Raw genomic sequence first — 26,216 nt, 5'->3', positions numbered from 1 at the left:
GTGTGCAGAGATCGTGACGAGTAACAGGAGGTTCCACATGAGTATGGAAATGACCGCGTGGAACCAGATGTACCGATCGATGCACACCAACGGCGACGATCACCGACCGTTCTCCCGGGTGACCGTGCGGCGGATCATGGTGTTCGCGCGACCCCTGCGCTCCCTGCTCGTCGGGTTCCTGATCCTCAGCGTCGTCGCGGCGGTCCTGGCCGTCGCGACGCCCGTGCTGGCCGGCCGTGTCGTGGACGCGATCGTGCAGGGCAGCGCGTACGGGACGGTCCTCGTACTGGCCGTCATCATCGCGGTCGTGGCGTTGCTCGATGCCGGTACGGGGCTGGTGAACCGGTGGCTCTCGGCGCGAATCGGCGAGAACCTCATCCTCGACCTCCGTACTCGCGTGTTCGACCACGTGCAGAAGATGCCCATCGCCTTCTTCACACGCACGCGCACCGGTGCCCTGGTCTCGCGGCTGAACAACGACGTCATCGGGGCGCAGCGCGCCTTCAGCGGCACGCTGTCGGGTGTCGTCAGCAACCTCGTGACGTTGCTGCTCACCCTCGTCGTCATGCTCGGGATCTCCTGGCAGATCACCCTGCTGGCACTGTTGCTGTTGCCTATCTTCGTGCTCCCGGCCCGCAGGATGGGCACTCGGCTCGCCCGCCTGCAGCGTGAGGCCGCCGCGCACAACGCGGCCATGTCGACGCAGATGACGGAGCGTTTCTCCGCTCCCGGCGCGACACTGATCAAGCTGTTCGGACGCCCGGACCACGAGTCGGCCGAGTTCGCGCTGCGGGCGGGCCGCGTCCGCGACATCGGCGTGCGGTCGGCCATGGTCCAGACCGTCTTCGTGACGGCGCTGACCCTCGTGTCCGCGCTGGCACTCGCGCTCGTCTACGGCCTCGGTGGCTTCTACGCGCTGCGGGGGCAGCTCGACGCAGGGTCGGTCGTGACTCTCGCGCTGCTTCTGACCAGGCTGTACGCGCCGCTCACCGCACTGGCGAGCGCCCGCGTCGACATCATGAGCGCCGTGGTGAGCTTCGAGCGGGTCTTCGAGATCCTCGATCTCGATCCGCTCATCACCGACAAACCCGATGCCCGGGCGGTTCCGGAGGGCCCGGTCACCGTCGAGTTCGACGACGTCCGCTTCGCCTATCCGTCGGCCGACAAGGTGTCACTGGCGTCTCTGGAGGACGTGTCCGTCCTGGATGCTCGCGGCGGCGAGGAGGTGCTCCACGGGGTGTCCTTCCGCGCCGAGCCCGGACACATGGTGGCCCTGGTCGGCTCGTCCGGTGCAGGAAAGTCGACCATCGCGCAGCTCGTCTCGCGGCTGTACGACGTGGATTCCGGTGCCGTGCGCATCGGTGACGTCGACGTGCGGGATCTGACGGCCGAATCGATCCGTCGCACCGTCGGCATGGTCACGCAGGACGGCCACCTGTTCCACGAGACGTTGCGGTCCAATCTCACCCTGGCGCACCCGGATGCGACGGAGGAGGAGATCTGGTCCGCGCTGCGGCGTGCGCGTCTCGAGGAGTTGGTGCTGTCGCTGCCGGACGGCCTGGACACCGTGGTCGGCGAGCGCGGCTATCGCTTCTCCGGTGGTGAGCGTCAACGCGTCACCATCGCCCGCCTGCTGCTGGCGCGTCCCACCGTCGTCGTGTTGGACGAGGCCACCGCGTCACTGGACTCCACGTCCGAGGCCGCGGTGCAGGAGGCACTCGCCGAGGCACTGGAGGGACGGACGTCCATCGTCATCGCGCACCGGCTCTCCACCATCCGGGCGGCCGATCTCATCCTGGTCATCGAGAACGGCCGCGTCGTCGAGCGCGGTACGCACACCGAACTGCTGGCGAACTCGGGTCGTTACTCCGAGCTCTACCGCACGCAGTTCGACGAACCGGTCCGCGCCTGACCCTCCGCGATCAGCAGGTGCTGGGTGCAGGCAGGCCGGCGAAGCGATCGTTCAGCCACTGCAGTGCGGACGGCAGCCCGAGCAACGCGCCACTGAGGTGGTCGGGTGTCGGGGTGAGCAGCGTCTGCACTCGAGCGCCGGCGCTGCAGTACCGGGCGGTGGTGCTGTCGATGGCGTCGACGGGGATGAGCCCGTCGGTCGGGCTGTGCCACTCGAAGATCGGTGCGCGCGGAACGCCGGGGTAGAGCTCGACACTGTTCTCTTCCACGACGGCACGGCCCTGCGGATCCGCGAACACCGACTTGTTCGCGGTGATCTCCGCGGCGCTGTGGTTGGCGCCCACGGCCAGGATGTCGTTGGTGCAGGAGTCGGCGATCTGATTCATCATCGACGTGCCCTGGGGAGTCAGGTTCTGCGACACGGGCATCCGGTCCGGGTACTCGCGACCGAGACCGATCGCCGCGGCCAGTGCCAGCCCGAACACGGGGTGCGGTGTGTTCTCGCCGAGCATGTAGGCCATCTTCAACAGGTTCATCGGAACGCCACCCTGGGCGCTGCCCACGATGTTCAACTCGGGTGCGTACGAGGGTGCCAACGCGGCTGCCCAGGCGGTGGCCATGCCGCCGCCGGAGTAGCCGCCCATGCCGACGGGGCTGTTGCGCAGCTGCAGCGGATCGAAGTTCTTGGCAGCGCGGATACCGTCCAGCGTGATCTGACCGCCCAGCTTGGCGGCGCCGTAGGCACTGTTGGGGCCGAGGTGGTCCGGCATCGAGACCGACCAGCCGCGGGTGAACACCGCGTTCAAGGCGGCGGCGTCGCGGATGACGACGTTCGGGTCGGTCGACCACAACGCCTGCGAGGGCGCGCACTTCAGGCCGAGAGCATTGACGATCTGCTGGTAGGAGAGCAGCGGGCCGTCGGGCGCCTTCCCCAGTGGGACGAAGACGGTGGTGACACCGACGATGGGGTTGCCCTCGCTGCCGGTGCTGCGGAACGCCAGTTGCCACGTCGACACGCCGATGAAGTTGGGCGGGTTGGGCATCGGACGGCTGGCGAGGACCGTGCCCGGTGCGAGCCCGGAGATGTCGCCCGGCGCGGAGTAGAACGGGTCGGCATTGGGGGTCGGGTACTGGGCGTCTGCGGCTGCGGTCCCCGGAAGGGCGGCAGCGACGACGGCTGCGGTGACCGCGGCGAGCACGAGGCGACGAATGGATCTCACTGGAACACTCCTACGAACCGACTGTGCGGTTATCGAACGACAGCCACATTGAACACTGCCCGAGCGCTCGGTTCCACTCGGGAAACGGCGCCCCGGCCCCGTGATCGAACCGTAAGCAAGCGACATGACGGCGACAACCGTTCTCGATGGTTCTTGTGTAAGGTCCAAACTTTGCCCACTCGAGTGGGAGCGCTCAGTCCTCGCGGTGAACGTCCTCGACGGTCTTGTCCTCACGCAGGCCCCGCCAGCTCGGATGGCGCAACGAGCCGCCGTCCGTCCACTCGAAGAACCGCACCTCGCCAACGACGGTGGGGGCCACCCACGTCGCATCGCGGCGGTCGGCGGTGGGGAGAGGTTCGTCGAACGGTGACTCGTCGACGACGGCCGGACGCAAAAGCGTCAACAGGTCCGCACGCTGTCGCTCGGTGAATCCGGTGCCGACGCGCCCGACGTAGTGCAGTCCGTTCTTCGACGGGATGCCGAGCAGGAGCGACCCGATGCTCCCGGTGCGGGAACCCTTGCCGGCGCGCCATCCGCCGATGACCACCTCCTGCGTCCGCCAGTTCTTCACCTTGATCCACGAGGTGCTGCGTCGGCCCACCTCGTAGGTCGAGTCCCGCCGCTTCGCGACGATGCCCTCCCACCCGCGGCGTTCGCTCTCGGACAGTGCTCCCGCCGCTGTGCCGGGCAGGAGCGGCGAGACGGTCGCCGTCTCGAGGCCGGTCAGGAGCAGCTCGAGGATCTTGCGCCGGTCGGTGAACTTCTTGCCCGTCAGATCCGTGCCGTCGAGGTGGAGGATGTCGAAGCAGATGAACTGCACGTCGTCGGGATGCGCGTCCTGCAGTGCCTGGAAGCTGGTGACTCCGTCCGCGCGGTAGACCACGGCCTCACCGTCCAGTACGACCGCATGGTCGGACAGATCCGCGGCGAGCGCCGTGATCCCCGCGTAGCGGCGCGTGAGGTCCTGTCCGGTCCGACTCTCGAGTACGACGTCCCCGTGGTCGAGGGTCGCGACGATGCGGACGCCGTCCCACTTCCCCTCGAACGACCACTCGTCGGCTTCGAGTCCGGACAGCGTTCCGGCGGACGCCAGCATCGGCCGCAGGTGCTGGGGCAGTTCCGTGCGTGTCGGCTGGGGGCGCGATGTCATCCGGTGCACGAGCCACTGGTCCCGGTCGGTCCGGATCAGTGCGTACCGGCCCGCGACGCGCTCACCCGCGAGCTCGACGATGACCTCGTCGTCCCGCCACTTCTCGGTGGTGAAGGTGCCGTGATCCCAGACGCTCACCTCGCCGCCGCCGTACTCGCCCTGCGGGATGGTCCCCTCGAAGGATGCGTAGTCCATCGGATGGTCCTCGGTGTGCACGGCGAGATGGTTCTTCTTCTCGTCCGTCGGCAGATTCTTCGGGACCGCCCACGAGACCAGCACGCCGTCGCGCTCGAGTCGGAAGTCGTAGTGGAGTCGACGTGCGTGGTGTTCCTGGATGACGAAGATCGGGTCCGCGGATTCCCGAGTCGTCGATGTCGTCGGGACGGGTTCCGGTGTGCGCGAGGCAGTCCGCTTGCCGCGGTACGGACCGAGGCTGTCGGTGATCGTCGACGCCTCCGGCTCCGGATCGAGGCCGGCGAGCAGATCGCCGTCCCGGTGGAAGCGAGCGAGCACCTCCTCGAAGCTCAGTTGGGCGAGACCGCCGCCGGAGAGCTCGTCCCACGTCCGCGGAGCCGCGACGGTCGGGCGGTCGCGTCCGCGCAGCGAGTACGGCGCGATGGTGGTCTTCTTGCCGTTGTTCTGACTCCAGTCCAGGAAGATCTTCCCGGGCCGCAGAGCCTTCGACATCGATGCGGTGACCAGATCGGGCATCTTCTCCTCGAGAAGCGTCGCAACGCGTTTCGCGACGGTCGAGGCACCGGACGACGAGACCGGCTTCTCCAGCGGGACGTACAGGTGTATGCCTTTGCTACCACTGGTGAGGGGGTGGGCGGTGAGCCCGATGTCGGTGATCATCGCCCGTACCTCACAGGCCACGGTCGCGCAGGTGTCGAGGTCGACGCCCTCGCCCGGATCGAGATCGAAGACGATGCGGGTGGCTTTGCCTTGCTCGTCGCCGTCGAAAGTCCATTGCGGCACATGGGCTTCCAGCGCAGCCTGCTGTCCCAGCCACGCGAGATCGGCGGCGGTGTGGAAGACGGGGTAGACCACGACGCGGTCCGAGTGGTGCAGACGTCGTCGATCGAGCCAGTCCGGGGCCGACGCGGCGAGGTTCTTCTCGAAGAACGAGCCTGCCTGGACCCCGTTCGGCCATCGCTTCCGCGTGACCGGGCGTCCGAGAAGGTGGGGGAGCATCGCGGGCGCGATGTCGACGTAGTAGTCGATCACCTCGCCCTTGGTGGTGCCCGTCTCCGGCCACAGCACCTTGTCGACGTTGGTCAGGGCGATCTGTCGCCCCGCGACCTCCAGCGATGCCATGGGTTCAGGATAGATTGCGTGCTTCGCGAGCTGGGTATGTTCGAGGGCGGTGCCACGCTCGGTGGCAGGACCCGCGCGCGGGACCGACGAGGCAGGAAGCGAGGGCCGCGTGGCCGGAGTGAACGTGACGGTGGCTTCGACGATGACACCGGACGAGGCGTGGGCCAGGGCGTCCGATCTGTCCAGCTTCCAGGAGTGGATGACCATCTTCGGTGGATGGCGCAGCCCCGTGCCGGACACGTTGAAGGAAGGCGTCACCATCGACTCGCTGATCAAGGTCAAGGGTTTCCGCAACGTGATCACCTGGACGATCACCGAGTACGACAAGCCCTACGAGATCGCGCTGCTCGGCAAAGGCAAGGGCGGCATCAAGATCGATCTGAAGATGTCCGTCGCGCCGAAGGGCGCCGGGTCGGAGTTCACCCTCGACGCGAACTTTCGCGGCGGGTTGCTGTCCGGCCCGATCGGCGGGGTCGTCGCGAAGGTGCTGGAGTCGGACGTGCGCACGAGTGTGACCAACCTGGCGAAGCTGGGGTAGTTCGTGGAACCTGCTCCGGTGCTGTCACTTCTCGTCGGGGTGGTTCTCCTCGGGTCCCTGTCGCTCGTGATGCGGACGCCGGGCACGAACGTGGACGTGAATTCGGCCGTGGGATTGCGCACGAAGGCGACGACGGCGTCCCGCGATGCCTGGCGAGCCGGTCATCGAGCTGCCGCGGCGCACTTTCTCGCCGTCGGTGTCATCGCTGTCGTGGTCGTCGTTCTGACGAGCACGCTCTGGCTGATCGCGTCGATCACCGAGGCCGACATCGGGCCAGCGGTGGTTTCGGTTCCCGCCGCAGGTCTCGCGGTGCAAGCTGTGATCCTGGTGGCCGCCACCGTGCGTGCGGATCGGGTGGCCAAACGTCACGCGTGATTCCGTACCCACTGCGAGGAGGCTCGTTCGTGTGGCCGCAGCGTGGACGAATCAGCCCTTCCCCGCCCTACCGGTGTCCGTCCGGCGCAGCCACCACAGCGCCGCGATCGGCAGGATCACCGGGATGAACAGGTAGCCCGATCCGAAGTGCGACCACACCGTGGGCTCCGGGAACTCCTGCGGCACGGCGTAACTGGCGATCGAGACGGCGAGCACACCGACTATCTCGACGACGCAGGAGATGGTCGCGATGCGGCGCGACACCACGGAGGCTCGTGCGAGACACACGGTGCCGACGATGTAGACCAGGGCGGCGAACGCGGACAGCAGGTACGCGACCGGTGCGTCGTCGAACCGGGCCCCGATCTGCACCGCCGAGCGCGACGCGGCGGCGACGGAGAACAGGGCGTAGAGGGCGATGAGGACGCGCCCGATGCCGGACCGGGTGGCCGTCTGCAGGTCCGTGCGTGCGGTGTCAGGCATGGCCGGCCCAGATCTGGTTCAGACGCAGCACCATCACCGCGAGGGTGAGGGTGACGACGATCAGGACGGCGGTGCCGCCGCGACTGCGGTCCCCGAGGGACCACCACACACCGATCGGCAGCAGCAGCGCGAGACCGATGAGGTACGCGCCGAAGGTGACGGTGTGCACATCGCGGTCGGTGGTGGCCAGGGCGACGAAACCGACCACGGCCTGCGCGAGCACGAGCAGCTCGATGCCGACGAGAAACCGGAAGAACACGCGGTCTCCGCGGTTCGCGAGGAGCAGCGCCTGATTGCGGATCAGCTTCACCAGTGCCCAGACCGCGGCGACGAGTGGCAGCACGTAGAGGGCGACCGTGATGGGTGTGAGCATGGTGAGCCCAGTTTATCCCCGTCCGATTCGTCCCTCGGCAGGTGAGGTTGCGGCCCCCGGACGGTCGGACGAGTCGTGTCCGAAGCGCGCGACGCAGTGCCAGAGCTGTTTGACGTGCTGATCGTCGTGCTCACCGGTGTTCGCGGCCTGACCGACGATGTACGCGGTGAGACGCCCGTCTCTCGCCACGGACCGTGCGAGGTCGACGATGTGTGGTCCGCGGTAGTCGGCGCAGTGATCGAACCGACTCGATGTCAGCTCGAACCCGTGGTGCCACCGCACCGGAACTGGTGCCCGGCGTGCGATCGCGTCCAGCTCGGTCCCGCGGAACGACGGGTCGAGAACGAGTGCCTCGACATCGGTGTCGAGTCGTAGCGGTCCGTGGACATGGGCCTCGATGTAGTCGTCGAGCACGTCGACGTCGTGGTGGGAGAGTGCCGTCTCGACGAGTGGCATGCGCTCACCGGTGCCGAAGGCTGTCGGCTCGTGGACGGAATCGGGGTAGCAGAAGGTCGTCCGGGGGAGCACGTCTCGGCGGAGCGCCAGGTGGGAGGAGCCGAAGCGCACCGATCCGCCCGCAGGCACCAGGCGGTGATTCAGCGAGCCGTAGATCGGGCGCTCCGATGCCGGGCCGTGGTCGTACGCCCCACCGAACATCCGGGACTCCCATGCGTGGCGACGACCGCCGGGCGCAGGATCGAACCCGCCGTTGCTCGTGCCGGTGACGAACTGCGATCGGTACAGGTTCTCCTCGATCAGCACCTCGAGCAACGGTCGGCCGGCCACGAGCCGATCGGGATGGAAGTGCACGGTCACTCTCATCGCCGGCGGCACGGGTGGGCCCGCCTCGACTCGCGACGCGACGTGCGCGAGTGCGAGGAGGCGTCGGGCACCCGAGGCGTCGACCACACTCCGACGGTAACGCGGCGGTGTGTCGCCGGGGTTACGCGAGTGAGCAGGACGAAACAGGGCGTTGTTCCGCGGGTGACCATCCGGACATCGAGCGGGCCTGTACTGGTGTCAGCGGGACGGACGTCTCCGCACCCGAGTACTCGCTCACTCATCTTCCGGAGGTTCCCGTGGCCGCGTTCGATCAGACCATCCTCGACAACATGTCCGCCTCACTCGCCGAGATCCCGCACCCGTCACTCCCCAAGGGCAGCAACATCTACGGCGGAACCAAGATCTTCCCGGACTACAAGGCGGAGGACGGCGAGTCGTACTTCACCCTCGTGCACGGCATCGCCCACGAGTCGTCGGTGAGCTTCGTCGCCGTGCTGCAGGCGACGCGCGCTCTGCGCAAGGGCTACGAGTCGGCGATGTACTTCTACGGTCCCGGTGCCATCAACTGCCTGGCGACCCGCGGCTTCCCCACCACCGGAGACTCCGGTTTCCCCGGCGAGCAGAACATCAACGACGCTCTCGCGACGTTCATCTCGGAGGGCGGCACCGTGTTCTGTTGCCGATTCGGGCTCGCGCTGCACGGCGGCCGCGAGGAAGACCTCATCGAGGGCGTCGTGCCCGCGCACCCGCTGGACGTGCAGGACGCGTTGATCCACTACGCCCGCAAGGGCGCGATCATCAACTCCACGTACATGGTCTGAGGTGAGACGGCGATGTCCGACGTTCGACTGAAGACCAGGAACCACCGGGTCGATCTGGCCCTGCTCGGCATCCGTGGGACCCCACCGGTGCGCCGCACCGCGGGTGCGGGACCGAGCGACGACGGCCACGTGAGCATCGACGGACTCGGTGCAGCGCTGCCCCGCAATCCGTCGAGCCCCTACGTCCTGGACGGCGATCGGGTGCTGTTCGACGGGGACGACATCGGACTGGACATCGCCGCCATCGCCCGGCCGGCCTTCTACGACCTCACCACCGACGACGGTGTGCCCTACGAGAAGCTCGCCAAGCTCCACGGCAAGGGGGTGCTGGCCACGACCGTGGTCCAGACCTGCATTCGCTACGACGAGTCGCAACGGTGTCGGTTCTGCTCCATCGAGGAGTCGTTGCGCAGCGGCGCCACCGTGGCGGTGAAGAAGCCCGCCGATCTCGCCGCCGTGGCCGAGGCGGCGGTGCGACTCGACGGCATCACCCAGATGGTCATGACGACCGGGACCTCGGCGGGCCGAGATCGCGGGGCGTTGCACCTGGCACGCTGCGTCCGCGCGGTGCGCGCCGTGCTCTCCGACCTGCCGATCCAGGTGCAGTGCGAACCGCCCGGTGATCTCGCGACCCTCACCGAGTTGTACGACGCCGGCGCACGGTCCATCGGTATCCACGTCGAGTCCCTGGACGAGGACGTGCGGCGCCGCTGGATGCCGGGCAAGGCGTCGGTCTCGCTCGACGAGTACCGCGCGGCATGGGCGGAGGCGGTGCGTGTCTTCGGACGCAACCAGGTGTCGACGTATTTGCTGGTCGGGCTCGGCGAGGACCCGGACGAGGTGGTTCGCGGCGCCACTGAGCTGATCGCGATGGGGGTCTATCCCTTCGTCGTCCCGTTCCGGCCACACCCGGGGACCCTCGCGGTGGACGTCGACGGGGCCGGGGCGCCGTCCGCCGAGCTGTTGACGGACGTGAGCACTCGGGTGGCCGCGGCACTGGTGGACGCGGAGATGCTGGGGACCGACCAGAAGGCCGGGTGCGCAGCGTGTGGTGCGTGCAGCGTCCTGCAGACGATGGGTGGCTGACATGAGCACCGAACTGTCGATCCTCACCGGGGCACCCACCGTCGGCGCTGCCCCGTTCCTCGTCCGGCCGGCCGAGTCGGCGGCCGATCTCGCCGCCTATCACCGTCTTCGACGCGAGTCGTTCGTCGTCGAGCAGGGCTTGTTCTCGGGTACCGACCGGGACGGCGTCGACGACGATCCGCGCGCGGTCGTCCTTCTCGCGACCGCCCCCGACGGCACCGTCCTCGGCGGGGTCCGGGTGGCTCCCTGCACGGACGTCGACCTGGGATGGTGGTCGGGCAGCCGCCTCGTCGTCGCGCGGGAGAAGCGTAGTCGCGCAGTGGGACCCGCTCTGATCCGAGCCGCCTGCGCTCATGTGGAGACGGCCGGGGTGGTGCGGTTCGACGCCACCGTGCAGTCTCGCCACGTCCCGATGTTCACGGCGCTCGGGTGGACCGCCACCGGCCCCACCGTGCTGGCCGGCGTCCCGCACGAGACGATGCGCTGGACCATCGACACGGTGGCACGTCTCGTCCGGTCGACCAAGGCCGTGCTCGCAGGTGTGCTGGCGCCCCTGGCCACTGCGCCACTGGGGTTGGGGGCGAGTGGTTTCCGAGGCGACGACGGAGTGCCGGTGCCCGGCTCCGACATCATCGCCGCGTGCGACGCCATCGTGCCGTCGATGGTCGAGCGCGACCCGGAGTGGGCAGGATGGTGTGCCGCCCTGGTGAATCTGAACGATCTGTCCGCCATGGGTGCGACCCCGGTGGGCATGCTGGACGCCGTCGGCGCTCCGACGACGTCGCTCCTCACCCGCGTGATCCGGGGCCTCGCCCGCGCCGGTGACGCGTGGGGGGTTCCCGTGCTCGGCGGCCACACCCAGGTGGGTGTGCCGGCGGCGCTGTCGGTCACGGCACTCGGACGGACGTCGTCGCCGGTGCGTGCGGGCGGCGGTGAGGTCGGTGACGAGCTGAGTCTCACCGCCGACCTCGGGGGCGGCTGGCGACCCGGTTACCACGGCCTGCAGTGGGACTCGACCTCCGCACGCTCCGGGTCGGACCTCCGCGAGATGGGCTCGTTCGTGGCCCGGGCAGCTCCTCGTGCGGCGAAGGACGTCAGCATGGCGGGGCTCGCGGGCACCGTCGGCATGCTGGCCGAGGCATCAGGTACGGGCGCCGAGATCGACGTCGCCCGCATACCCCGACCCGGCGGTGCCGACCTCGGCCGATGGATCACGTGCTTCCCCGGGTTCGCGATGATCACCGCGGACCGCCCCGGACGTCGGCTCCCGCCGGCCGGTCCGGCGACATCGGCCGCCTGCGGCCGCCTCACCTCGGAGCCGGGAGTCACCTTGCGGTGGCCCGACGGCGCCACCACCTCGGCGGTCTCCGCCGCAGTCACAGGATTGGGACCAGCATGAACGACGTAACTCTCTCGGTGGCGTCCGAGCGCTTCGGCCGCGACATGGACGAGTCGTACGCCACCATCGAGCGCACCATCGCGGAAGCACGGCGACGCGGCAGCGCGCTGCTGGTCCTGCCGGAGGCGTGCCTCGGGGGCTACCTCCCGAGTCTGGGAGGCGGAGACGAGTCGGAGGAGAAGCGCCGCACCCGGCTGCAGAACCTGCCGCCGGCCCTCGAGCTGGACGGTCCGGAGATCGCGCGAGTGTCGGCGATGGCCGGGGACATGGTGGTGACCTTCGGGTTCTGTGAGGCGGACGGTCTCACGCGGTACAACGCCGCGGTGACGGTGCACGGTGACGGGGTGCTGGGCTCGTACCGCAAGGTGCACCAGCCGCTGGGCGAGAACCTCTGCTACTCGGCGGGTTCCGAGTACCGCGCCTTCGATACCCCGGTCGGCCGGATGGGCATGCAGATCTGTTACGACAAAGCGTTCCCCGAGGCGGCGCGGGAGATCGCACTCGACGGCGCCGAGATCATCACCTCGCTGTCGGCATGGCCGACCTCGCGAACGGGTCGTGCTCCGAACATGGCCGACGATCGATGGAAGCTGCGCTTCGACATCTACGACCAGGCGCGAGCACTGGAGAACCAGGTCGTGTGGATCGCGTCCAATCAGGCGGGGTCCTTCGGGTCGCTGGACTTCGTGTGCAGCGCCAAGATCGTCGGTCCGGGAGGGGAGATCCTCGCCGGCACGGGCGTCGAACCCGGCCTGGCGACAGCGACTCTCAATGTGCAGAAGGCGATCGCGGCGGCTCGCGGAGGTGGCATGTACAACCTTCGGGACCGCCGTCCGTCCGTGTACGGGACCCTCGTCGACGGCGACAGCATGTCTCGGGTGGACCGGGTGATGAGCCGTGCCTGAGATGACCTTCACCGTCCAGTGGCCCAACGGGTGCCGCCAACAGTGCTACTCACCGTCACTCGTCGTCCGTGACCATCTCACGGTCGGGACGCGCTACGAGATCGCCGACTTCGTGCAGCGCAGTCGACTCGCGCTCACCGAGGCCAGTGACCGGGTGCGGGCCAAGTACGGCTTCGCGTGTACCTCGGCAGCGGCGACTCTGCGCGAGATCGAGACCACCGCAGCGGTGTTCGACCGCGGCACCGTGCACGTCCTCGACCTGGGAGGAGCGCGATGACCGAGCATCACACCGTGATCGTGATCGGCGCGGGCCAGGCGGGGCTGTCCATGAGCTGGCACCTGACCCGACGCGGTGTCGACCATGTCGTCCTCGAACGGGACACCATCGCCCACGAGTGGCTGGACGGGCGGTGGGACAACTTCACCCTGGTGACACCGAACTGGCAGTGCGTCCTGCCCGGGTACGCCTACGACGGCGACGATCCCGACGGATTCATGACCCGAGACCTGGTGTACGACTTCGTGCGTCGCTACGCCGACTCGTTCGGCGCTCCGGTCCGCGAACACGTCGCGGTGCTGTCGGTGCAGCAGGCACCCGGCGGCGGCCACGTCGTGTCGACCTCCGCCGGGTCGATGACCGCGGATCAGGTCGTGGTGGCCGTCGGTGGCTACCACGTCCCGTCGATTCCACGCCTCGCCGAGCGAGTGCCGGAGACGATCACGCAGATCCACTCGTCGGGGTACCGCAGCGCGGCGGCGCTTCCTCCGGGTGGGGTCCTGGTGGTCGGTACCGGGCAGTCCGGCGCGCAGATCGCCGAGGATCTGCACCTCGAGGGCAGGCAGGTGCACCTCGTCGCAGGGTCCGCGCCTCGTGTCGCCCGCTTCTACCGCGGACGGGACTGCGTCGCGTGGCTGCAGGACATGGGGGTGTACGACGTGTCGATCTCCGAACACGCCGGCGGACTCTCCAAGCGGGAGAGCACGAACCACTACGTGACCGGGCGGGACGGCGGACGCGACATCGACCTGCGTGCCTTCGCGCTGGACGGGATGCGGCTGTACGGGCGGTTGACCGACGTCGGTTCGGACGGTGTCCTGCGTTTCGCGCCGACTCTCGAGCAGTCACTCGACGCGGCGGACGCGGTGTCGGAGGGCATCAAGAACGACATCGACGCCTACATCGCCAGGGCGGGACTCGACGCTCCCGTCGAGGAGCGCTACACACCGGTCTGGCGGCCCGAGTCGGAACCCACCGAGCTCGATCTCGAGGCGGCGGGCGTCACGTCCATCGTGTGGGCCGTCGGCTTCCGCCGGGACTACCGCTGGCTGAAGGTCGGGGTGTTCGACGGTGAGGGCCACCCGGCTCACACCCGCGGTGTGACCGCGGCGGAGGGGCTGTACTTCCTGGGTCTGCCGTGGCAGAACACCTGGGGCTCGGGCCGATTCGCGGCGGTGGCACGGGATGCGGAATACCTCGCGGAGCAGATGTCCCCGGCGGTCGGCGCCCGCGTGCCCGCGGCGGTCTGACCGCGAGATGGCGCCGATCCGGGCGGCGGCGCTCGCGGGACACTTCGGCCGTGACGTCGAGCGGTCCGTCGAGAAGATCGTGGGCATCATCGAGCAGGGCCATCAGCGGGGCATCGACCTGTTGGTCCTGCCCGACGCCTGCCTCGGCGGTTACCTCGGTGATCTCGCGCGGCCCGATCTCGAGGAGCTGCCGCCGGCGCTCGACGAGGACGGGCCCGAGCTCGCGGTGATCGCTGCTGCGGCCGGTGCGATGACCGTGTGCGTGGGCTACACCGAGAGGGCGGCCCTGGTCCGTTACAACGCCGCCGTGTGCCTCACGGGCGACGGTGTGTTGGGTCGTCATCGAAAGGTGCACCAACCGGCGGGGGAGTCGTTGGCCTATGCGGCGGGAGATCGGTTCTCGGCGTTCGACACGCCGGTGGGCAGGATGGGCATGCTGATCGACTACGACAAGACATTCCCCGAGGCGGCGCGCACCTTGGCTCTGGACGGTGCGCGGATCATCGCGGCGCTGTCGGCGTGGCCGGCCAGCGTGACGGACAGGGCGTCGAAGTTGGCCAACGACAGACAGTCTCGCCTTTTCGACCTCTACGACGCCGCCCGGGCAGCCGAGAATCAGGTGGTGCTGCTGTCGTCCAATCACACGGGGGTGACGGGATCTCTGCGCTTCCTCGGGCAGGCGAAGATCGTCGGTCCCGGCGGCGAGGTCCTGTGCCGGACGCGAGACAAGGGTGGCCTGGCGTGCTGCGACATCGACGTGGACGCGGAGGTGGACCGGGCCCGTCGGGTGCTGCGTCACCTCGACGAACGACGACCGGACACCTACCACTCACAGGCATCGAAGGAGACCACGTGCGTGTCGCCCTCCTGACCTACTCGACGAAACCGCGAGGGGGAGTGGTCCACACCGTCGAACTGGCGGAAGCACTGGCGCGCGCGGGAGCGGACGTGACGGTGTGGTCCCTGGCGCGCGGCGGCGACGAGGGCTTCTACCGTGCGATCGATCCCGCGGTGACGGTTCGTCTCGTTCCGTTCCCGGCGCGCGATGACGAGTCGGTGGGCGATCGCATCCTGCGGTCGATAGCACTGATGCGCAGTGCATTCGACCCGGGTGACGCCGACGTCGTGCATGCCCAGGACTGCATCACCGCGAACGCCGTCGGACGCTGTGTCCGCACGATCCACCACCTCGAGGAGTTCACGACACCGGAACTCGCCGCCTGCCACGAGCGCGCGGTCGTCGAGCCCCTCGCCCGCATCTGTGTCTCGCGCGCCGTGGCCGACGAGGTGCGTGCGGGATGGGGGCTGTCGCCGACGGTCATCCCCAACGGGGTCGACCATGCTCGGTTCGCGGCGGCACGCGGCGACGAGTGGCGCACCCGTCTCGGCCGATACGTCCTCGCGGTCGGTGGCATCGAGCCGCGCAAGGGGAGCATCGACCTGCTCGAGGCCCACGCCGCGCTTCGAGAGCGGTGTCCGGACGTGGGTCTGGTGTTCGCCGGCGGTGAGACGTTGTTCGACTACCGGGGGTACCGGGCGGAGTTCGACACCCGACTCGCGGAACTGGCGGGCAGGCCGGAGGCCGGTCGGTCGACAGGCGACGAGGGGCCCGTACCGCGGGTGCTCGGCACCGTCGACCACGACGTGCTCCCGTCTCTCGTCGCGGGCGCGTCGGCATTCGCGTTCCTCTCCACCAAGGAAGGCTTCGGGCTGGCCGCGATGGAGGCTCTCGCCGCCTCGGTTCCCGTCGTGGTGCGGGACCTCCCCGTGTTCCGCGAGGTGTTCGGGGACGCGGTGCGCTACGGCGGCGACGCGGAGGGGACGGCTGCCGCACTCGAGGACGCTCTGACGTCGGACGACCGTGCCGCTGCCGGGCGCGCACTGGCTGCCCGCACGAGTTGGGACGACGCCGCGGCCGCTCATCTCGCGTTCTACGCAGGGCTCGCGCATCGCTGATCAGCGCAGGGGCGAGGTGCCCGCGTCGTCGGGTCCGTCGTCGGGGAGGTGTCCCGGCGACGTGGTGTCGACCGTCGCGTCGAAGAACAACTGGACGAACGACAACGGAGCCGCGCGTTGCTCGCTGTCCCGCTCGGGCTCGTCGGACATGGTGGCACTCCCTTCTCGACGTGGATCGCCGGACCGATCATCTCAGATTCTGAATAGTTGAACAACTGAGAGATATACCGGTGTCGAGGGGAAAATGATGTGATCCACTTCTCAGGGCGCGGAAACTATGTTAAGACATACAGACATGGTTCGAGCGTCGCTGGGCGGCTCGGACCCGCCACGCCGACGATGGGATGTCATGTCTTCGCAAGTCAGCACCACGGGAAGTGCACTACCGCCGGACGCACCCGGTCCCCACTCGCGTCGCCTCGGCGTCATCGCCGTGGTGGCGACCTTCGGTGGCCTGCTGTTCGGATACGACACGGGCGTCATCAACGGCGCGCTGGAGCCGCTGAAGGAGGACCTGTCGCTCACGGCCTTCACCGAGGGCTTCGTCGTCAGCATCCTCATCTTCGGGGCGGCCATCGGCGCACTGGTCGGGGGCCGACTGTCGGACAAGTACGGCCGTCGGCACAACATCCTGATGCTGGCCGGCATCTTCGTCCTCGGCACTCTGGGCTGCGTTCTCGCCCCGTCGTGGGAGGTGCTGGCGGTGTTCCGCTTCATCCTCGGCCTCGCGGTCGGCGGAGCGTCCGCGACCGTGCCGGTGTACCTCTCGGAGGTCTCACCGTTCGAGCGCCGCGGTTCCCTGGTGACGCGCAACGAGGTCATGATCGTCAGCGGCCAGTTCGCGGCCTTCGTGATCAACGCCCTCATCTTCAACATCTGGGGCGAGCACGACTCCGTCTGGCGCTACATGCTGCTGGTCGCCGTGTTGCCCGCGTTCGCACTGTTCTTCGGCATGCTGCGGATGCCCGAGAGTCCGCGCTGGCTCGTCTCGCAGGGCCGGGACGACGACGCCCTGGCGGTGCTGAAGCAGGTGCGGTCCCCCGAACGTGCGGAGGCCGAGATGGCCGAGGTGCACGCGCTGGCCGAGGAGGAGAAGCTCTCGCAGACCGGCGGCGCGGCCGACCTGTCGGTGCGGTGGATCCGACGGTTGATCTACATCGGTGTGGGACTCGGTGTTTTCCAACAGTTCACGGGCATCAACTCGGTGATGTACTACGGCACCCAGCTCCTCGGCGACGCCGGATTCTCGAGCAGCTCCGCCATCATCGCGAACACGCTCAACGGCCTCTTCAGCGTCCTCGGCATCACGGTCGGCCTGCTCATCATGAATCGGATCGATCGCCGAACGATGCTGATCGCGGGCTTCTCACTGACGACGCTCTTCCATCTCCTGGTCGGACTGTCCGCACTGCTGCTGCCGGACGGCACCGCCAAGGCATACTTCATCCTCGTCTTCGTCGTGCTCTTCGTCTTCTGCATGCAGGGCACGATCGGGCCGCTGGTCTGGTTGATGCTCGCAGAGATCTTCCCGCTCAAGATCCGCAGCTTCGCCATCGGTGTCTGCGTGTTCATGCTGTGGATCGCCAATGCTGCCGTCGCACTGGCCTTCCCGCCGGTGGTCGACGCGCTCGGCATCGCGCCGACGTTCTTCATCTTCGTCGGACTGGGCATACTGGCCCTGGTCTTCATCATCACGCAGGTGCCGGAGACCCGCGGTCAGAGCCTGGAGGAACTCGAGGCCCGGTTCCGCCGCGAGTACTCCTGACACGATCACCCCACTTCGAGAAGGACGGCGAGACATCATGGCAGTACTGGTGGCAGTGACCGACAGCGACGAGGGCCGACACGCACTGTCGGAGGCGGTGTCGGAGGCGCGCATGCTCGAGACCGACGTGATCGCGGTGAACCTGACCCTCGGCGCGCTCGACACGAGCGACGTGGGCGGTGACGTGGCGGTGCGAGTGATCGACCGGGCGGGGCGCGAGGACCGCGACCCGGTGATCGCGGTGATCGACGAGATCGAGGCGCACCCGGAGGTGACGCGACTCGTGATCGGGATCAAGAAGCGCAGTCGGGTGGGAAAGGCGTTGCTGGGCAGCGTCAGTCAGCGTCTGCTGATGACGTCACCGGTGCCGGTGCTCACCGTTCGACCCAGCTGAGCCGAACGGTGAGCGGTGGCGGAGGTCAGACGGTGCAGAGCGGGCGGATCTCGTTGCTGCCCTGAGTGGTCGGCGACGTCAACAGCAGGCAGGCGTTGTAGCCGCGGCTCTCGACGACGCTCCGGATCTGCTTCCACTGATCGGCACTCACCTGCGGCGACCTCGACAGGACGAAGCCGGACGTGCGGAACGGGTCGCCCACCAGCGCCCACGAGTAGTCGTCGGCGATGTAGGTGACGATGTAGTTGGTGGGACCCTCGGGATTGTCCTGGGTGGGCACGCCGGGGAAGCTCACGTGCAGCTGCGCCTGCGTGACCGGATCGTTCACCCGGGCGTTGCCGATGATCTCGTTGGCTCCGCCGTCCCAGCGGGTGCAGTTGTTCTGCACGCGCACGTTGCTGGGGTCGAGCACCTGGTAGTTGGCCCGGGTGTCCTTGGCGCAGTTCAGGTTGAACGGCTGCGGGACGGCCGCGATCTGCCACCAGTCACCCGCGTAGCGCTGGACGTCCAGCTGAGCGATGGGCTGCAGCGGCTCGAACAGGGGCTGCGCGGACGCGGCGCTGCCGCCGGCGAGCAGAGCTCCGGTGACCAACGCTCCGGCGACTGCCGTGCGGATGATGCTGCGGATCATGAGGTGACTCCTTCTTTCGTGGCGTTCGGACTGTCTTCGGAGTGCGGGTCGAGTTCGGTCGGCCACCAGATGCGGGGACCGATCAGGGTGAACAGGGCCGGAATCACGATCGTGCGGACCACGAAGGTGTCGAGCAGGATGCCGAGGCCCACGACGATCCCGAGCTGCGTGAGCAGAATGAGGGGCAGGACGCCCAGCACGGTGAACACCGCGGCGAGCACGATGCCCGCACTGGTGATGACCGCGCCCGTCGACGCGACGGCGCGCACGATGCCCGTCCGCGTCCCGTAGGACGGTGTCTCCTCGCGTGCCCGGGTGACGAGGAAGATCGTGTAGTCCACACCCAGGGCCACGAGGAACAGGAACCCGAACAGCGGCACGTTGTCGCCGAGGGCGGGGAAGCCGAAGATGTTCTCGCTGGCCCAGCTGCCGATGCCCAGAGCCGCCAGCGTGCTGAGCACCGTCGTGGCCACGAGCACCAGGGGTGCGAGGGCCGACCGGAGCAGAACGAACAGCACCAGCAGTACCACCAGCAGGATCACCGGGATGATCACCAGGCGGTCGCGAGCTGCGGCATCGGACGTGTCCAGCGCCTGCGCATCGCTGCCGCCCACCAGAGCGTCGGCACCCGTGATCGGAGCGACAGATGCACGCAGGTTCTCGACCGCGGCGAACGCGCCGTCGGAGGACGGTTCCGCGTCGAGCACGACGGACCACTCGGTGAGACCGGTGCCGGAGGTGCCGGGCCGGGAGTCCGCAGTTCGGGACACCGACACCACGCCGTCGGTGTCCTGCAGCGCTGCCTCGACCTCCGAGGCCGCCGCGGTCCGGGCGACGACGACGGTCGGATCTGACTGCCCCGCCGGGAAGTGCTCGGCGAGCGTGTCGATACCGGTGACGGATTCGGCGGTGACGCGGAACTGCTCGGTCTGCGACAGGCCCACGTTCGTTCCGACGAGGCCGAGAATGCAGACGGCCAGCGCGACCAGCGACACCGCCGCGGCGCGGCCGGGTCGACGACCGACGGCGTTGGCGACGCGGAAGAACACGCCCTTGTCCGTCGGCTCGGGATCGCCCACACGAGGAACGAACGGCCAGAACAGTTTCCGGCCGAACAGTGAGAGCAGCGGCGGAAGAACGAAGAGCACGAAGACGGCGGCGACCACGAGACCGGCCGCGGCCAGACCGCCCAGGCTGCGCGTACTCGGCAGAGTGCCCAGCAGCAGCGTCAGGAGCGCGAGCACCACCGTCGCGTTGCTCGCCACGATGGCCGGGCCGGCGCGTCGCACGGCATGGTGCAGGGCGACCCGGTGGTCGCTCTCGCGGCGCAGTTCCTCGCGGTACCGGGAGATGAGCAGCAGCGCGTAGTTGGTCCCGGCGCCGAACACCAGGACGCTGGTGATGCCCGAGGTGCTGCCGTCGAACGAGAGCCCGGTGAGCCCGGACACTGCGGTGCCGACCGTCGAGGCGACCCGGTCACCGAAGCCCACGACGGCGAGCGGCACGAGCCAGAGAACCGGTGACCGGTACGTGGCGATCAGCAGCAGGGCCACCACCAGCGCGGTGACGCCGAGCAGCGTGACATTGGCCCCGGAGAAGGAGTCGGCGATGTCGGCGGCGAACGCGGGACCGCCCGTGACCTGCGCCGTCAACCCGTCGGGGAGGCCGTCTGTGGCAGCGGTGCGCAGCTCGGTGACCAGATCGGCCAGTCCCGTTCCGGACTCCGACGTCGACACCTGGACGGGGGCGATGGCCGCCTCGCCGTCGGGTGCGGGAACGACCGGGGCGTCGGGCGCACCCGCGTCCACCCCGCGCTCGACACCGTTCATCCGCATCCTCGCGGCAGCGACGTCGGCGAGGTCCTGTTCGGACAGGGCGCCGCCGTCGGCGCGCGTCACCACGAGGATCACTGGCGAGAGGTCGGAGTCGGGGAATTCCTCGAGCAGGGCGTCGACCCGTGCCGATTCCGCGTCCGAGGGGAGCGATGTCGGCGAACTCTCGGCGGCGGAGTTGCTCCCGACGCCGCCGATGAGCGCGCCGGCGGCAAGGACGACGAGCAGGGCGACGATCCAGGACCGAGGCCCCGAGACGAGGCCGGCCACGCGGTTCCACACAGAGTTGTCGCTCACCGGAAAAGTGTCTCAGTTAGTTGATCGTTAAGCAACTGAGACATTGCTCGGAGGTCCGGCGAGTACGCTGACACCCGAGTTTTCGAAGGAGAATCTGTGTCAGCACACGAACGGTCGGAGCGGTCCGACGCGACCGACGCCGACGGTGCCCGGCGCGATCTCGAATCCACGATCGCCGCCGACATGCGCGCCATGACAGCCGAGTCGGATCAGCTCGGCCGTGTGTTCGGCTCTCGACACCACCTCAGCGCGAACGACTTCCGAGCCCTGCTGCACATCATGGTCGCCGATGTCGGTGGACGTCCGGTGTCGCCGGGCGAGCTCGGCTCTCTCCTCGGACTCTCCTCCGCCGCCATGACGTATCTGGTGGAGCGGATGATCGCGTCGGGTCACATCCGCCGCGAACCCGACACGCGGGACCGACGGCGGGTCATCCTCCGCTACGACGAGCCGGGAATGGACGTCGCACGGCAGTTCTTCGGCCCGCTCGGACAGCACGTCCACGAGTCGCTGTCCGCGCTGCCGGACACGGATCTCGCTGCGGCGCACCGTGTGTTCGGAGCTCTCACCGACGCCATGCAGACCTACCACCAGGAGATCAAGAGCACCGGGTGATCAGGCCCCGAGCTTCTGAGCGAACATGACGATGATGCCGCTGGGTCCGCGCACGTAGGTCAGTGCATAGACACCCTCGTAGTTCGCGACACCGCGCAACGGGTGGCAGCCGTGCCGAGCGGCCACTGCCAGAGCCTGCTCGAGGTCGTCGACCTCGAAGGCGATGCGGTGCATGCCGATCTGATGCGGGAGCGTCGGTTCCGTTTCGATCATGGTGGGATGGCGGTTCTGGAACAGCTCGATGCGGCCCGCCCCGTCCGGCGTCTGCAGCATCGCGATGTCGGCGTGATTGCCGTCCAGACCCACCGCCGTGTCGGCCCACTCGCCCTGGACCGTGTCACGGCCGAGGAGTGTCAGACCCAGATCGGTGAAGAACGCGATGGCCTCGTCGAGGTCGCGTACCGCGATCCCGACGTTCTCGAGTCGTATCGACATCGCTCGACTCTAACGACCGGTGTGCTCCACGATGACGTCCTTCACGCGATCGACGTCCGCGGGGACGACGTCGAAGCGCTGCGGCAGGTCCTCGATGCCCTCGAACGCCGGCGGACGCTCTGGTTCGGTTCCCAGTGCCTCCCGCACGATGTCCGCGAACTTCGCGGGCAACGCGGTCTCGAGCACGATCATGGGCACGCCCTCGCGCAGGTTCCGGCGGGCGACACTCACGCCGTCGGCGGTGTGCGGGTCGATGGTCACGCCGTAGCGCTCGGCCACGTCGCGGATGGTCTCGACGCGGTTCGCGTGCGTGCTGCGGCCGGACACGAAGCCGAACTCCTGGATGCGATCGAACTCGGGAGTACCGGAGAAGTCGAAGCCGCCGTCGGTGTCGAGCGCGCGGAACAGCTCACCGAGCCGGACCGCGTCCTGATCGACGAGGTCGTAGAGGAAGCGCTCGAAGTTGGACGCCTTGGAGATGTCCATGCTGGGGCTCGAGGTGTGGTAGGTCTCGGCGGCCGCGCGGGGACGGTAGACACCCGTGCGGAAGAACTCGTCGAGGACGTCGTTCTCGTTGGTCGCGACGACGAGCTGGTCGATCGGCAGGCCCATGCACCGGGCGATGTGCCCGGCGCACACGTTGCCGAAGTTGCCGGACGGCACCGAGAACGACACGCGCCGGCCCGGCCCGTCCGTCGCGAGGAGCCACCCGTGCACGTAGTAGACGACCTGCGCGACGACTCGACCCCAGTTGATCGAGTTGACGGTGCCGATGGCGTGGTGCGCCTTGAACTCGGCGTCCTTGGAGACGGCCTTGACGATGTCCTGGCAGTCGTCGAAATTTCCCTCGACCGCGAGGTTCACGATGTTCTCGTCCTGCAGGCTGAACATCTGGGCCCGCTGGAAACTGCTCATCCGGCCGTGCGGGCTCAGCATGACGACGCGGATGTTCTTCTTGCCGCGCATCGCGTGCTCGGCGGCGCTGCCGGTGTCACCCGATGTGGCGCCCAGGATGTTGAGCTCCTCGCCGCTGCCCGCGAGGGAGTACTCGAACAGGTTGCCCAACAACTGCATCGCCATGTCCTTGAATGCGAGCGTCGGGCCGTTGGACAGGCCCAGGAGATGGAGCGAGGTGCCCTGCTCCTCGCCGAGTGGACGCAGCGGGGTGATGAGTGACGTGTCGTCGCCGGGCCGGCCGTTCGAGTAGACCTCGGCGGTGTACGTCCGGCGCGTGATGTCGCGGAGGTCCTCCGCGGGAATGTCGTCGGCGAACTTCGAGAGCACCTCGAAGGCGAGGTCGGCGTAGGACAGTGAGCGGAACGACTCGAGCTCGTCGGCGGTCAGCTGCGGGTACTCGGCCGGCAGGTAGAGACCACCGTCGGGGGCCAGGCCGCCGAGGAGGATGTCCGAGAAGTGCTGGGGCAGGTTGTGACCCCGCGTCGACTGATACTGCATCTTCGTCTCTCTCGTCCGGTGGCGCGCCCGGCTGACAACTGTGCCACATCCGCCGGTCCGGACCGGATCTGGTGCAGTGAACCGTGGAGAGCACGGTTAGCTGCACCGGATCAGCCGGTGACGAAGCGTCGCACCTCGGCCGCCACCTCGTCGGGCCGTTCGACGAGGTCCCGCCACGTGTACCGCAACACCGTCCACTCCCTGCTGAGGACGTTCTGCCGGATCCGGTCGCGGTGGAACGCGGCGCTGTCCGAGTGGAAGGCCCACCCGTCGATCTCCACGCAGACCCTGGCGTGCGGGAACGCGAAGTCGAGGATGTAGCCCGCGTACGGCAGGTTCACCCGCAGTCCGGTGATGTGTGCGGATCTCATGATCCTGCGGAACAGCCGTTCGGCCTCGGACCGGGCACCGCCCTCGGCGGCGCGCAGGAGCTGCTCCGCTCGCACGTACCCGCGACGTCCGGGGTTGCGAGCGTGCGCTCGTCGGAGATGGTCGAGGGTCATCGTCTTCTGCAGGGCGCGATCCATGACCTCGGGGCCCAGCACCGTGGACGCCTCCAGAACGGTCAGCGGCGTCCTCGTCACGAGGACACGGCGCACGATCACGACGTCGATGCTCGGCAGGTCGCGCCGGCGCACCCGGACGCCGGTGATTCCGCGACCGGAGCCTGTCCGGGGCACGGTCACCTCGATCGTCTCCGGGGCCCGCGGAAGCATGCGATACCAGTACGCGGCTGCAGGACCGGACAGCGCGCCCGTACTCGTGGACCACACCGCGCACCGGATCCGCGCGTCGTCGGTGAACGGTCGGTCGACGGCGAAGAACACTCCGCGACTCGTGCGCCGCCAGCGGCCGGTGTGGACGCGCCACTCGATGGCCTCGGGGGTGAGTCCGGCGGTGCGGGCCTGCGCGCTGGTCACCACCCCGTCCTGCTCGGCCAGCAGTCTCTCGATCATCTCGCACTGGACGCGCGCGCCTCCGCGGCAGTTCCGTGGATCGGATCCGGTGCAGTGAACCGGGTACAGCACGGTCGGTTGCACCGGATCACGGCCGCTCCGGCCCCGGCTGGCAGTGCGGGCACCACCAGGTCCGCCGTCGTTCCGGATCTCCCGGCACCTCGGCGACCACGCGGACGGTGGTGCCGCATCGCAGACACGGCTTGCCCGCGCGACCCGCCACCCAGTGCTGCCGACCTGGCCGGGTGTCTCCGGTGGTCACCTGCATGGCCCGCGGGGTGGACACCGAGTGGCGCATCGCCTTGCGAGTGAGGGCGACCAGTCGAGTGGCATCCACGTCGCACGCCGGCACCCACGGCCCGAGACCACGAAGGAAACACAGTTCGTTGGCCCACAGGTTGCCCGGACCGGCCATGACGCGCTGATCGAGCAGTACCGCGACGATCGGGCGCGGGTCCCGCGCGATGTTCGCCGCCGCCTGCGCGGCGTCGAAGTCGTCGTGCAGCGGATCGGGGCCGAGATACGACAGCGCCGCGTCGACGTCGCGAGTGGTGGAGAACTCGACCACCGGGAGCAGCAGCCCGTACGCGGTGGGCCCGTCGCGCACGGCCAGCCGCACGCGCACGTCGGGATCGAGGCGACGGGGCAGTCGTCGGCCGGGGGCGGTGACGGTCCACGACCCCGTCATCCTCAGATGCGTGTGGAGCGTCAGGTCGCCTTCGAGATCGGTGAGCAGGTGTTTGCCGTGCGTCCGGTGCCGTTGGATCGTGCGTCCCGCGAGGTTCTCCGTCGCATGTGCGGGGACGTTCAGCCGGCCCTCGGCCAGTTCCCGGCCGTCCAGCGCCGCCCGCAGACGTGCCGCGAGCGCGTGGACCGTGTCCCCCTCCGGCACGTCAGGTCCAGTACAGGAGCTGCGCCGCGGGCAGGACGTCCCGTAGTTCCTCGGTGAACCAGCTCCTCATCTCCGCCATGGTGTCCTTCGGGTAGACGTACTTGACGCCACCGAACTTCGACCGCTTGGCCGAGCGCGAGTCCTCGTCCATCTCGAGCTTCGTGGCCGGGTACCAGCTCAGCAGCACGTCCTTGCTCGACGGAGTGAACCGGTGCGTGATGATCTCTGCGGTGAGGTCGACGTCCGGGACGTCGGCCAGCGCCGCCGCGATGTCGGCGAGGAGCTCGCCGTACTGCTCGCGCCAGCCGGGCACGGGCATGATCGGAGCGATGGTCACGCCCACCGGGTACCCCGCCTGCGCGAGCGCACGCAGCGCCGCGATGCGGGCGGGCATCCGAGCCGTGCCGCCCTCGAAACGGTTCCCGATGTCGCGGGCGTTGACCGACAGTCGCACCCGGGTACGCCCGCCGTGGTCGAGGCCGACCAACTCGGTGACATCGTCGAACTTGGTGGTGAAGCGGAGGGAGGCGCCGGGTCCGAACTCGCCGGCACCGACCCGCGAGATGGCGGCGGCCAGTGATCCGGTGACGTGCTCGATGCCGAGAGGGTCGGTGTAGCAGGACATCTCGAAGGTGGTGCCCTCGTGTCCACGCTCGGCGGTGCCGCTGGTGATGGTGCCGCGGCCGACATGCGTCGCGATCGGGGCCAGGACGTCGTCGAGATTGGCGTACACCCGAGTGACAGGTGGGCCCGACAGCGAGCCGGCGAGGTAGCAGTACTGGCAGTGCGCCGGGCAGCCCTTCGCCAGGTCGATGCGCCAGTCGGCGCTGGGTGGGATGGGTTGCGGCTTCAGCGCACTGGGCGGAGCGACCACGACCGCGAGCGTCGACTTCGCCCGCGCGTAGGTCTCCCGCTCGGACTCGCCGCGCAGCCCCGTGAGGCGATCCGCCGGGAGGACGTCGATGTCCGACACACCCGCCGCCTCGCACCGCCGCACGATCTCGGCGGTGTGTGGCAGTTCGGCGGCCGACTTGGTGATCATCACCCGCCGGGGTGTCCACAGGCGGGTCGGAGTGAGCAGTGCATCCGTCATCACCTCA

27 protein-coding genes are annotated in these 26,216 nt (G+C 68.6%); 14 read left to right on the top strand and 13 right to left on the bottom strand.

The genetic code is table 11. The features are described 5' to 3' along the window. The first annotated feature begins 37 nt into the window (after nucleotides 1-37). Nucleotides 38-1,912, top strand: coding sequence for an ABC transporter ATP-binding protein (locus tag HQ314_RS09930; RefSeq protein ID WP_056441049.1), 1,875 nt, complete (start codon nucleotides 38-40; stop codon nucleotides 1,910-1,912). Between the two features lie 10 nt (nucleotides 1,913-1,922). Here HQ314_RS09930 and HQ314_RS09925 read toward each other — a convergent pair whose 3' ends face one another. Continuing rightward, nucleotides 1,923-3,131: a lipase family protein gene (locus HQ314_RS09925; RefSeq protein ID WP_056441051.1), complete on the bottom strand. Its 1,209-nt coding sequence runs from the start codon at nucleotides 3,129-3,131 to the stop codon at nucleotides 1,923-1,925. Nucleotides 3,132-3,324: 193 nt separating this feature from the next. After that, nucleotides 3,325-5,598: an ATP-dependent DNA ligase gene (locus tag HQ314_RS09920; RefSeq protein ID WP_056441054.1), complete on the bottom strand. Its 2,274-nt coding sequence runs from the start codon at nucleotides 5,596-5,598 to the stop codon at nucleotides 3,325-3,327. Nucleotides 5,599-5,707: 109 nt separating this feature from the next. On the opposite strand from HQ314_RS09920, the gene HQ314_RS09915 reads away from it, so the two are divergent. Further along, nucleotides 5,708-6,136, top strand: coding sequence for an SRPBCC family protein (locus tag HQ314_RS09915; RefSeq protein ID WP_222650089.1), 429 nt, complete (start codon nucleotides 5,708-5,710; stop codon nucleotides 6,134-6,136). Between the two features lie 3 nt (nucleotides 6,137-6,139). Beyond that, nucleotides 6,140-6,511 carry an SdpI family protein gene (locus HQ314_RS09910; protein WP_156380439.1) on the top strand — a complete coding sequence of 124 codons (372 nt, stop codon included), beginning with the start codon at nucleotides 6,140-6,142 and terminating at the stop codon, nucleotides 6,509-6,511. Between the two features lie 51 nt (nucleotides 6,512-6,562). On the opposite strand, the gene HQ314_RS09905 is transcribed toward HQ314_RS09910, so the two are convergent. From HQ314_RS09905 to HQ314_RS09895, 3 genes are read right to left on the bottom strand one after another with little or no spacing between them, the layout of a single operon-like run. Next, the gene (locus HQ314_RS09905) at nucleotides 6,563-6,994 is read right to left on the bottom strand and encodes a hypothetical protein (protein WP_222649931.1); all 432 of its coding nucleotides are present in this window, start codon (nucleotides 6,992-6,994) and stop codon (nucleotides 6,563-6,565) included. Further along, complete coding sequence (locus tag HQ314_RS09900) at nucleotides 6,987-7,367, bottom strand: hypothetical protein (RefSeq protein ID WP_027506091.1); 381 nt, start codon at nucleotides 7,365-7,367, stop codon at nucleotides 6,987-6,989. Before HQ314_RS09900 ends, HQ314_RS09905 begins: the two co-directional genes overlap by 8 nt. A 12-nt stretch (nucleotides 7,368-7,379) precedes the next feature. Next, entirely contained in the window at nucleotides 7,380-8,276 is an 897-nt protein-coding gene (locus HQ314_RS09895; RefSeq protein WP_308119334.1) for a DUF3626 domain-containing protein, read from the bottom strand. A 170-nt stretch (nucleotides 8,277-8,446) separates the two neighbouring features. On the opposite strand from HQ314_RS09895, the gene HQ314_RS09890 reads away from it, so the two are divergent. Genes HQ314_RS09890 through HQ314_RS09855 form a run of 8 tightly spaced genes read left to right on the top strand, consistent with a single transcriptional unit; the run spans nucleotide 8,447 to nucleotide 15,844 of the window. Continuing rightward, on the top strand, nucleotides 8,447-8,971 hold the full coding sequence (locus tag HQ314_RS09890) for an MSMEG_0572/Sll0783 family nitrogen starvation response protein (RefSeq protein ID WP_027506093.1): 525 nt from the start codon (nucleotides 8,447-8,449) through the stop codon (nucleotides 8,969-8,971). Between the two features lie 12 nt (nucleotides 8,972-8,983). After that, nucleotides 8,984-10,057 carry an MSMEG_0568 family radical SAM protein gene (locus HQ314_RS09885; RefSeq protein ID WP_222649930.1) on the top strand — a complete coding sequence of 358 codons (1,074 nt, stop codon included), beginning with the start codon at nucleotides 8,984-8,986 and terminating at the stop codon, nucleotides 10,055-10,057. 1 nt (nucleotide 10,058) lies between these two features. Next, a complete protein-coding gene (locus tag HQ314_RS09880) occupies nucleotides 10,059-11,456 on the top strand; it encodes an MSMEG_0567/sll0787 family protein (protein ID WP_222649929.1) in 1,398 nt (465 codons plus the stop codon). Further along, nucleotides 11,453-12,361 (top strand): carbon-nitrogen hydrolase family protein, encoded by a 909-nt coding sequence (locus HQ314_RS09875; RefSeq protein WP_222649928.1) that lies wholly within the window; start codon nucleotides 11,453-11,455, stop codon nucleotides 12,359-12,361. Before HQ314_RS09880 ends, HQ314_RS09875 begins: the two co-directional genes overlap by 4 nt. Further along, the gene (locus HQ314_RS09870; protein WP_222649927.1) at nucleotides 12,354-12,638 is read left to right on the top strand and encodes an MSMEG_0570 family nitrogen starvation response protein; all 285 of its coding nucleotides are present in this window, start codon (nucleotides 12,354-12,356) and stop codon (nucleotides 12,636-12,638) included. The genes HQ314_RS09875 and HQ314_RS09870 overlap by 8 nt, the downstream gene beginning before the upstream one ends. Continuing rightward, nucleotides 12,635-13,888: an MSMEG_0569 family flavin-dependent oxidoreductase gene (locus tag HQ314_RS09865; protein ID WP_222649926.1), complete on the top strand. Its 1,254-nt coding sequence runs from the start codon at nucleotides 12,635-12,637 to the stop codon at nucleotides 13,886-13,888. Before HQ314_RS09870 ends, HQ314_RS09865 begins: the two co-directional genes overlap by 4 nt. 7 nt (nucleotides 13,889-13,895) lie before the next feature. Next, a complete protein-coding gene (locus tag HQ314_RS09860) occupies nucleotides 13,896-14,759 on the top strand; it encodes a carbon-nitrogen hydrolase family protein (protein ID WP_056441078.1) in 864 nt (287 codons plus the stop codon). Continuing rightward, the gene (locus HQ314_RS09855; protein WP_222649925.1) at nucleotides 14,741-15,844 is read left to right on the top strand and encodes an MSMEG_0565 family glycosyltransferase; all 1,104 of its coding nucleotides are present in this window, start codon (nucleotides 14,741-14,743) and stop codon (nucleotides 15,842-15,844) included. Before HQ314_RS09860 ends, HQ314_RS09855 begins: the two co-directional genes overlap by 19 nt. Here the strand turns inward: HQ314_RS09855 and HQ314_RS09850 are convergent, their stop codons facing one another. After that, a complete protein-coding gene (locus tag HQ314_RS09850) occupies nucleotides 15,845-15,994 on the bottom strand; it encodes a hypothetical protein (RefSeq protein ID WP_155957046.1) in 150 nt (49 codons plus the stop codon). Between the two features lie 199 nt (nucleotides 15,995-16,193). Here HQ314_RS09850 and HQ314_RS09845 point away from each other — a divergent pair, with 199 nt between their 5' ends. Together HQ314_RS09845 and HQ314_RS09840 are read left to right on the top strand one after the other, a co-directional pair. Next, a complete protein-coding gene (locus HQ314_RS09845) occupies nucleotides 16,194-17,609 on the top strand; it encodes a sugar porter family MFS transporter (RefSeq protein ID WP_056441079.1) in 1,416 nt (471 codons plus the stop codon). Nucleotides 17,610-17,646: 37 nt separating this feature from the next. Continuing rightward, nucleotides 17,647-18,003 (top strand): universal stress protein, encoded by a 357-nt coding sequence (locus HQ314_RS09840; RefSeq protein WP_027506099.1) that lies wholly within the window; start codon nucleotides 17,647-17,649, stop codon nucleotides 18,001-18,003. Between the two features lie 25 nt (nucleotides 18,004-18,028). On the opposite strand, the gene HQ314_RS09835 is transcribed toward HQ314_RS09840, so the two are convergent. Continuing rightward, a complete protein-coding gene (locus HQ314_RS09835; RefSeq protein WP_027506100.1) occupies nucleotides 18,029-18,634 on the bottom strand; it encodes a lipocalin family protein in 606 nt (201 codons plus the stop codon). Then, on the bottom strand, nucleotides 18,631-20,763 hold the full coding sequence (locus HQ314_RS09830) for an MMPL family transporter (RefSeq protein WP_308119333.1): 2,133 nt from the start codon (nucleotides 20,761-20,763) through the stop codon (nucleotides 18,631-18,633). Before HQ314_RS09830 ends, HQ314_RS09835 begins: the two co-directional genes overlap by 4 nt. 183 nt (nucleotides 20,764-20,946) lie before the next feature. Here HQ314_RS09830 and HQ314_RS09825 point away from each other — a divergent pair, with 183 nt between their 5' ends. Next, nucleotides 20,947-21,378 (top strand): MarR family winged helix-turn-helix transcriptional regulator, encoded by a 432-nt coding sequence (locus tag HQ314_RS09825; RefSeq protein WP_051613432.1) that lies wholly within the window; start codon nucleotides 20,947-20,949, stop codon nucleotides 21,376-21,378. Here the strand turns inward: HQ314_RS09825 and HQ314_RS09820 are convergent, their stop codons facing one another. From HQ314_RS09820 to HQ314_RS09800, 5 genes are all read right to left on the bottom strand, one after another. Beyond that, nucleotides 21,379-21,813, bottom strand: a complete 435-nt coding sequence (locus HQ314_RS09820) for a VOC family protein (protein WP_222646389.1) — start codon at nucleotides 21,811-21,813, stop codon at nucleotides 21,379-21,381. Between the two features lie 9 nt (nucleotides 21,814-21,822). Beyond that, on the bottom strand, nucleotides 21,823-23,268 hold the full coding sequence (gene thrC / locus HQ314_RS09815; RefSeq protein WP_222649924.1) for a threonine synthase: 1,446 nt from the start codon (nucleotides 23,266-23,268) through the stop codon (nucleotides 21,823-21,825). A 110-nt stretch (nucleotides 23,269-23,378) separates the two neighbouring features. Next, nucleotides 23,379-24,224 carry a type IV toxin-antitoxin system AbiEi family antitoxin domain-containing protein gene (locus HQ314_RS09810; protein ID WP_222649923.1) on the bottom strand — a complete coding sequence of 282 codons (846 nt, stop codon included), beginning with the start codon at nucleotides 24,222-24,224 and terminating at the stop codon, nucleotides 23,379-23,381. Between the two features lie 88 nt (nucleotides 24,225-24,312). Beyond that, the gene (locus HQ314_RS21730; protein WP_222649922.1) at nucleotides 24,313-25,116 is read right to left on the bottom strand and encodes a DNA-formamidopyrimidine glycosylase family protein; all 804 of its coding nucleotides are present in this window, start codon (nucleotides 25,114-25,116) and stop codon (nucleotides 24,313-24,315) included. 1 nt (nucleotide 25,117) lies between these two features. Beyond that, entirely contained in the window at nucleotides 25,118-26,209 is a 1,092-nt protein-coding gene (locus HQ314_RS09800; RefSeq protein ID WP_222649921.1) for a spore photoproduct lyase family protein, read from the bottom strand. Nucleotides 26,210-26,216 lie beyond the last annotated feature (7 nt).

Source organism: Rhodococcus sp. BP-332, from assembly GCF_019836065.1.
GTDB lineage: Bacteria > Actinomycetota > Actinomycetes > Mycobacteriales > Mycobacteriaceae > Rhodococcoides.
The sequence above is the reverse complement of the archived record's forward strand: the minus strand, read 5'-3'. Positions and strand labels throughout refer to the sequence as shown.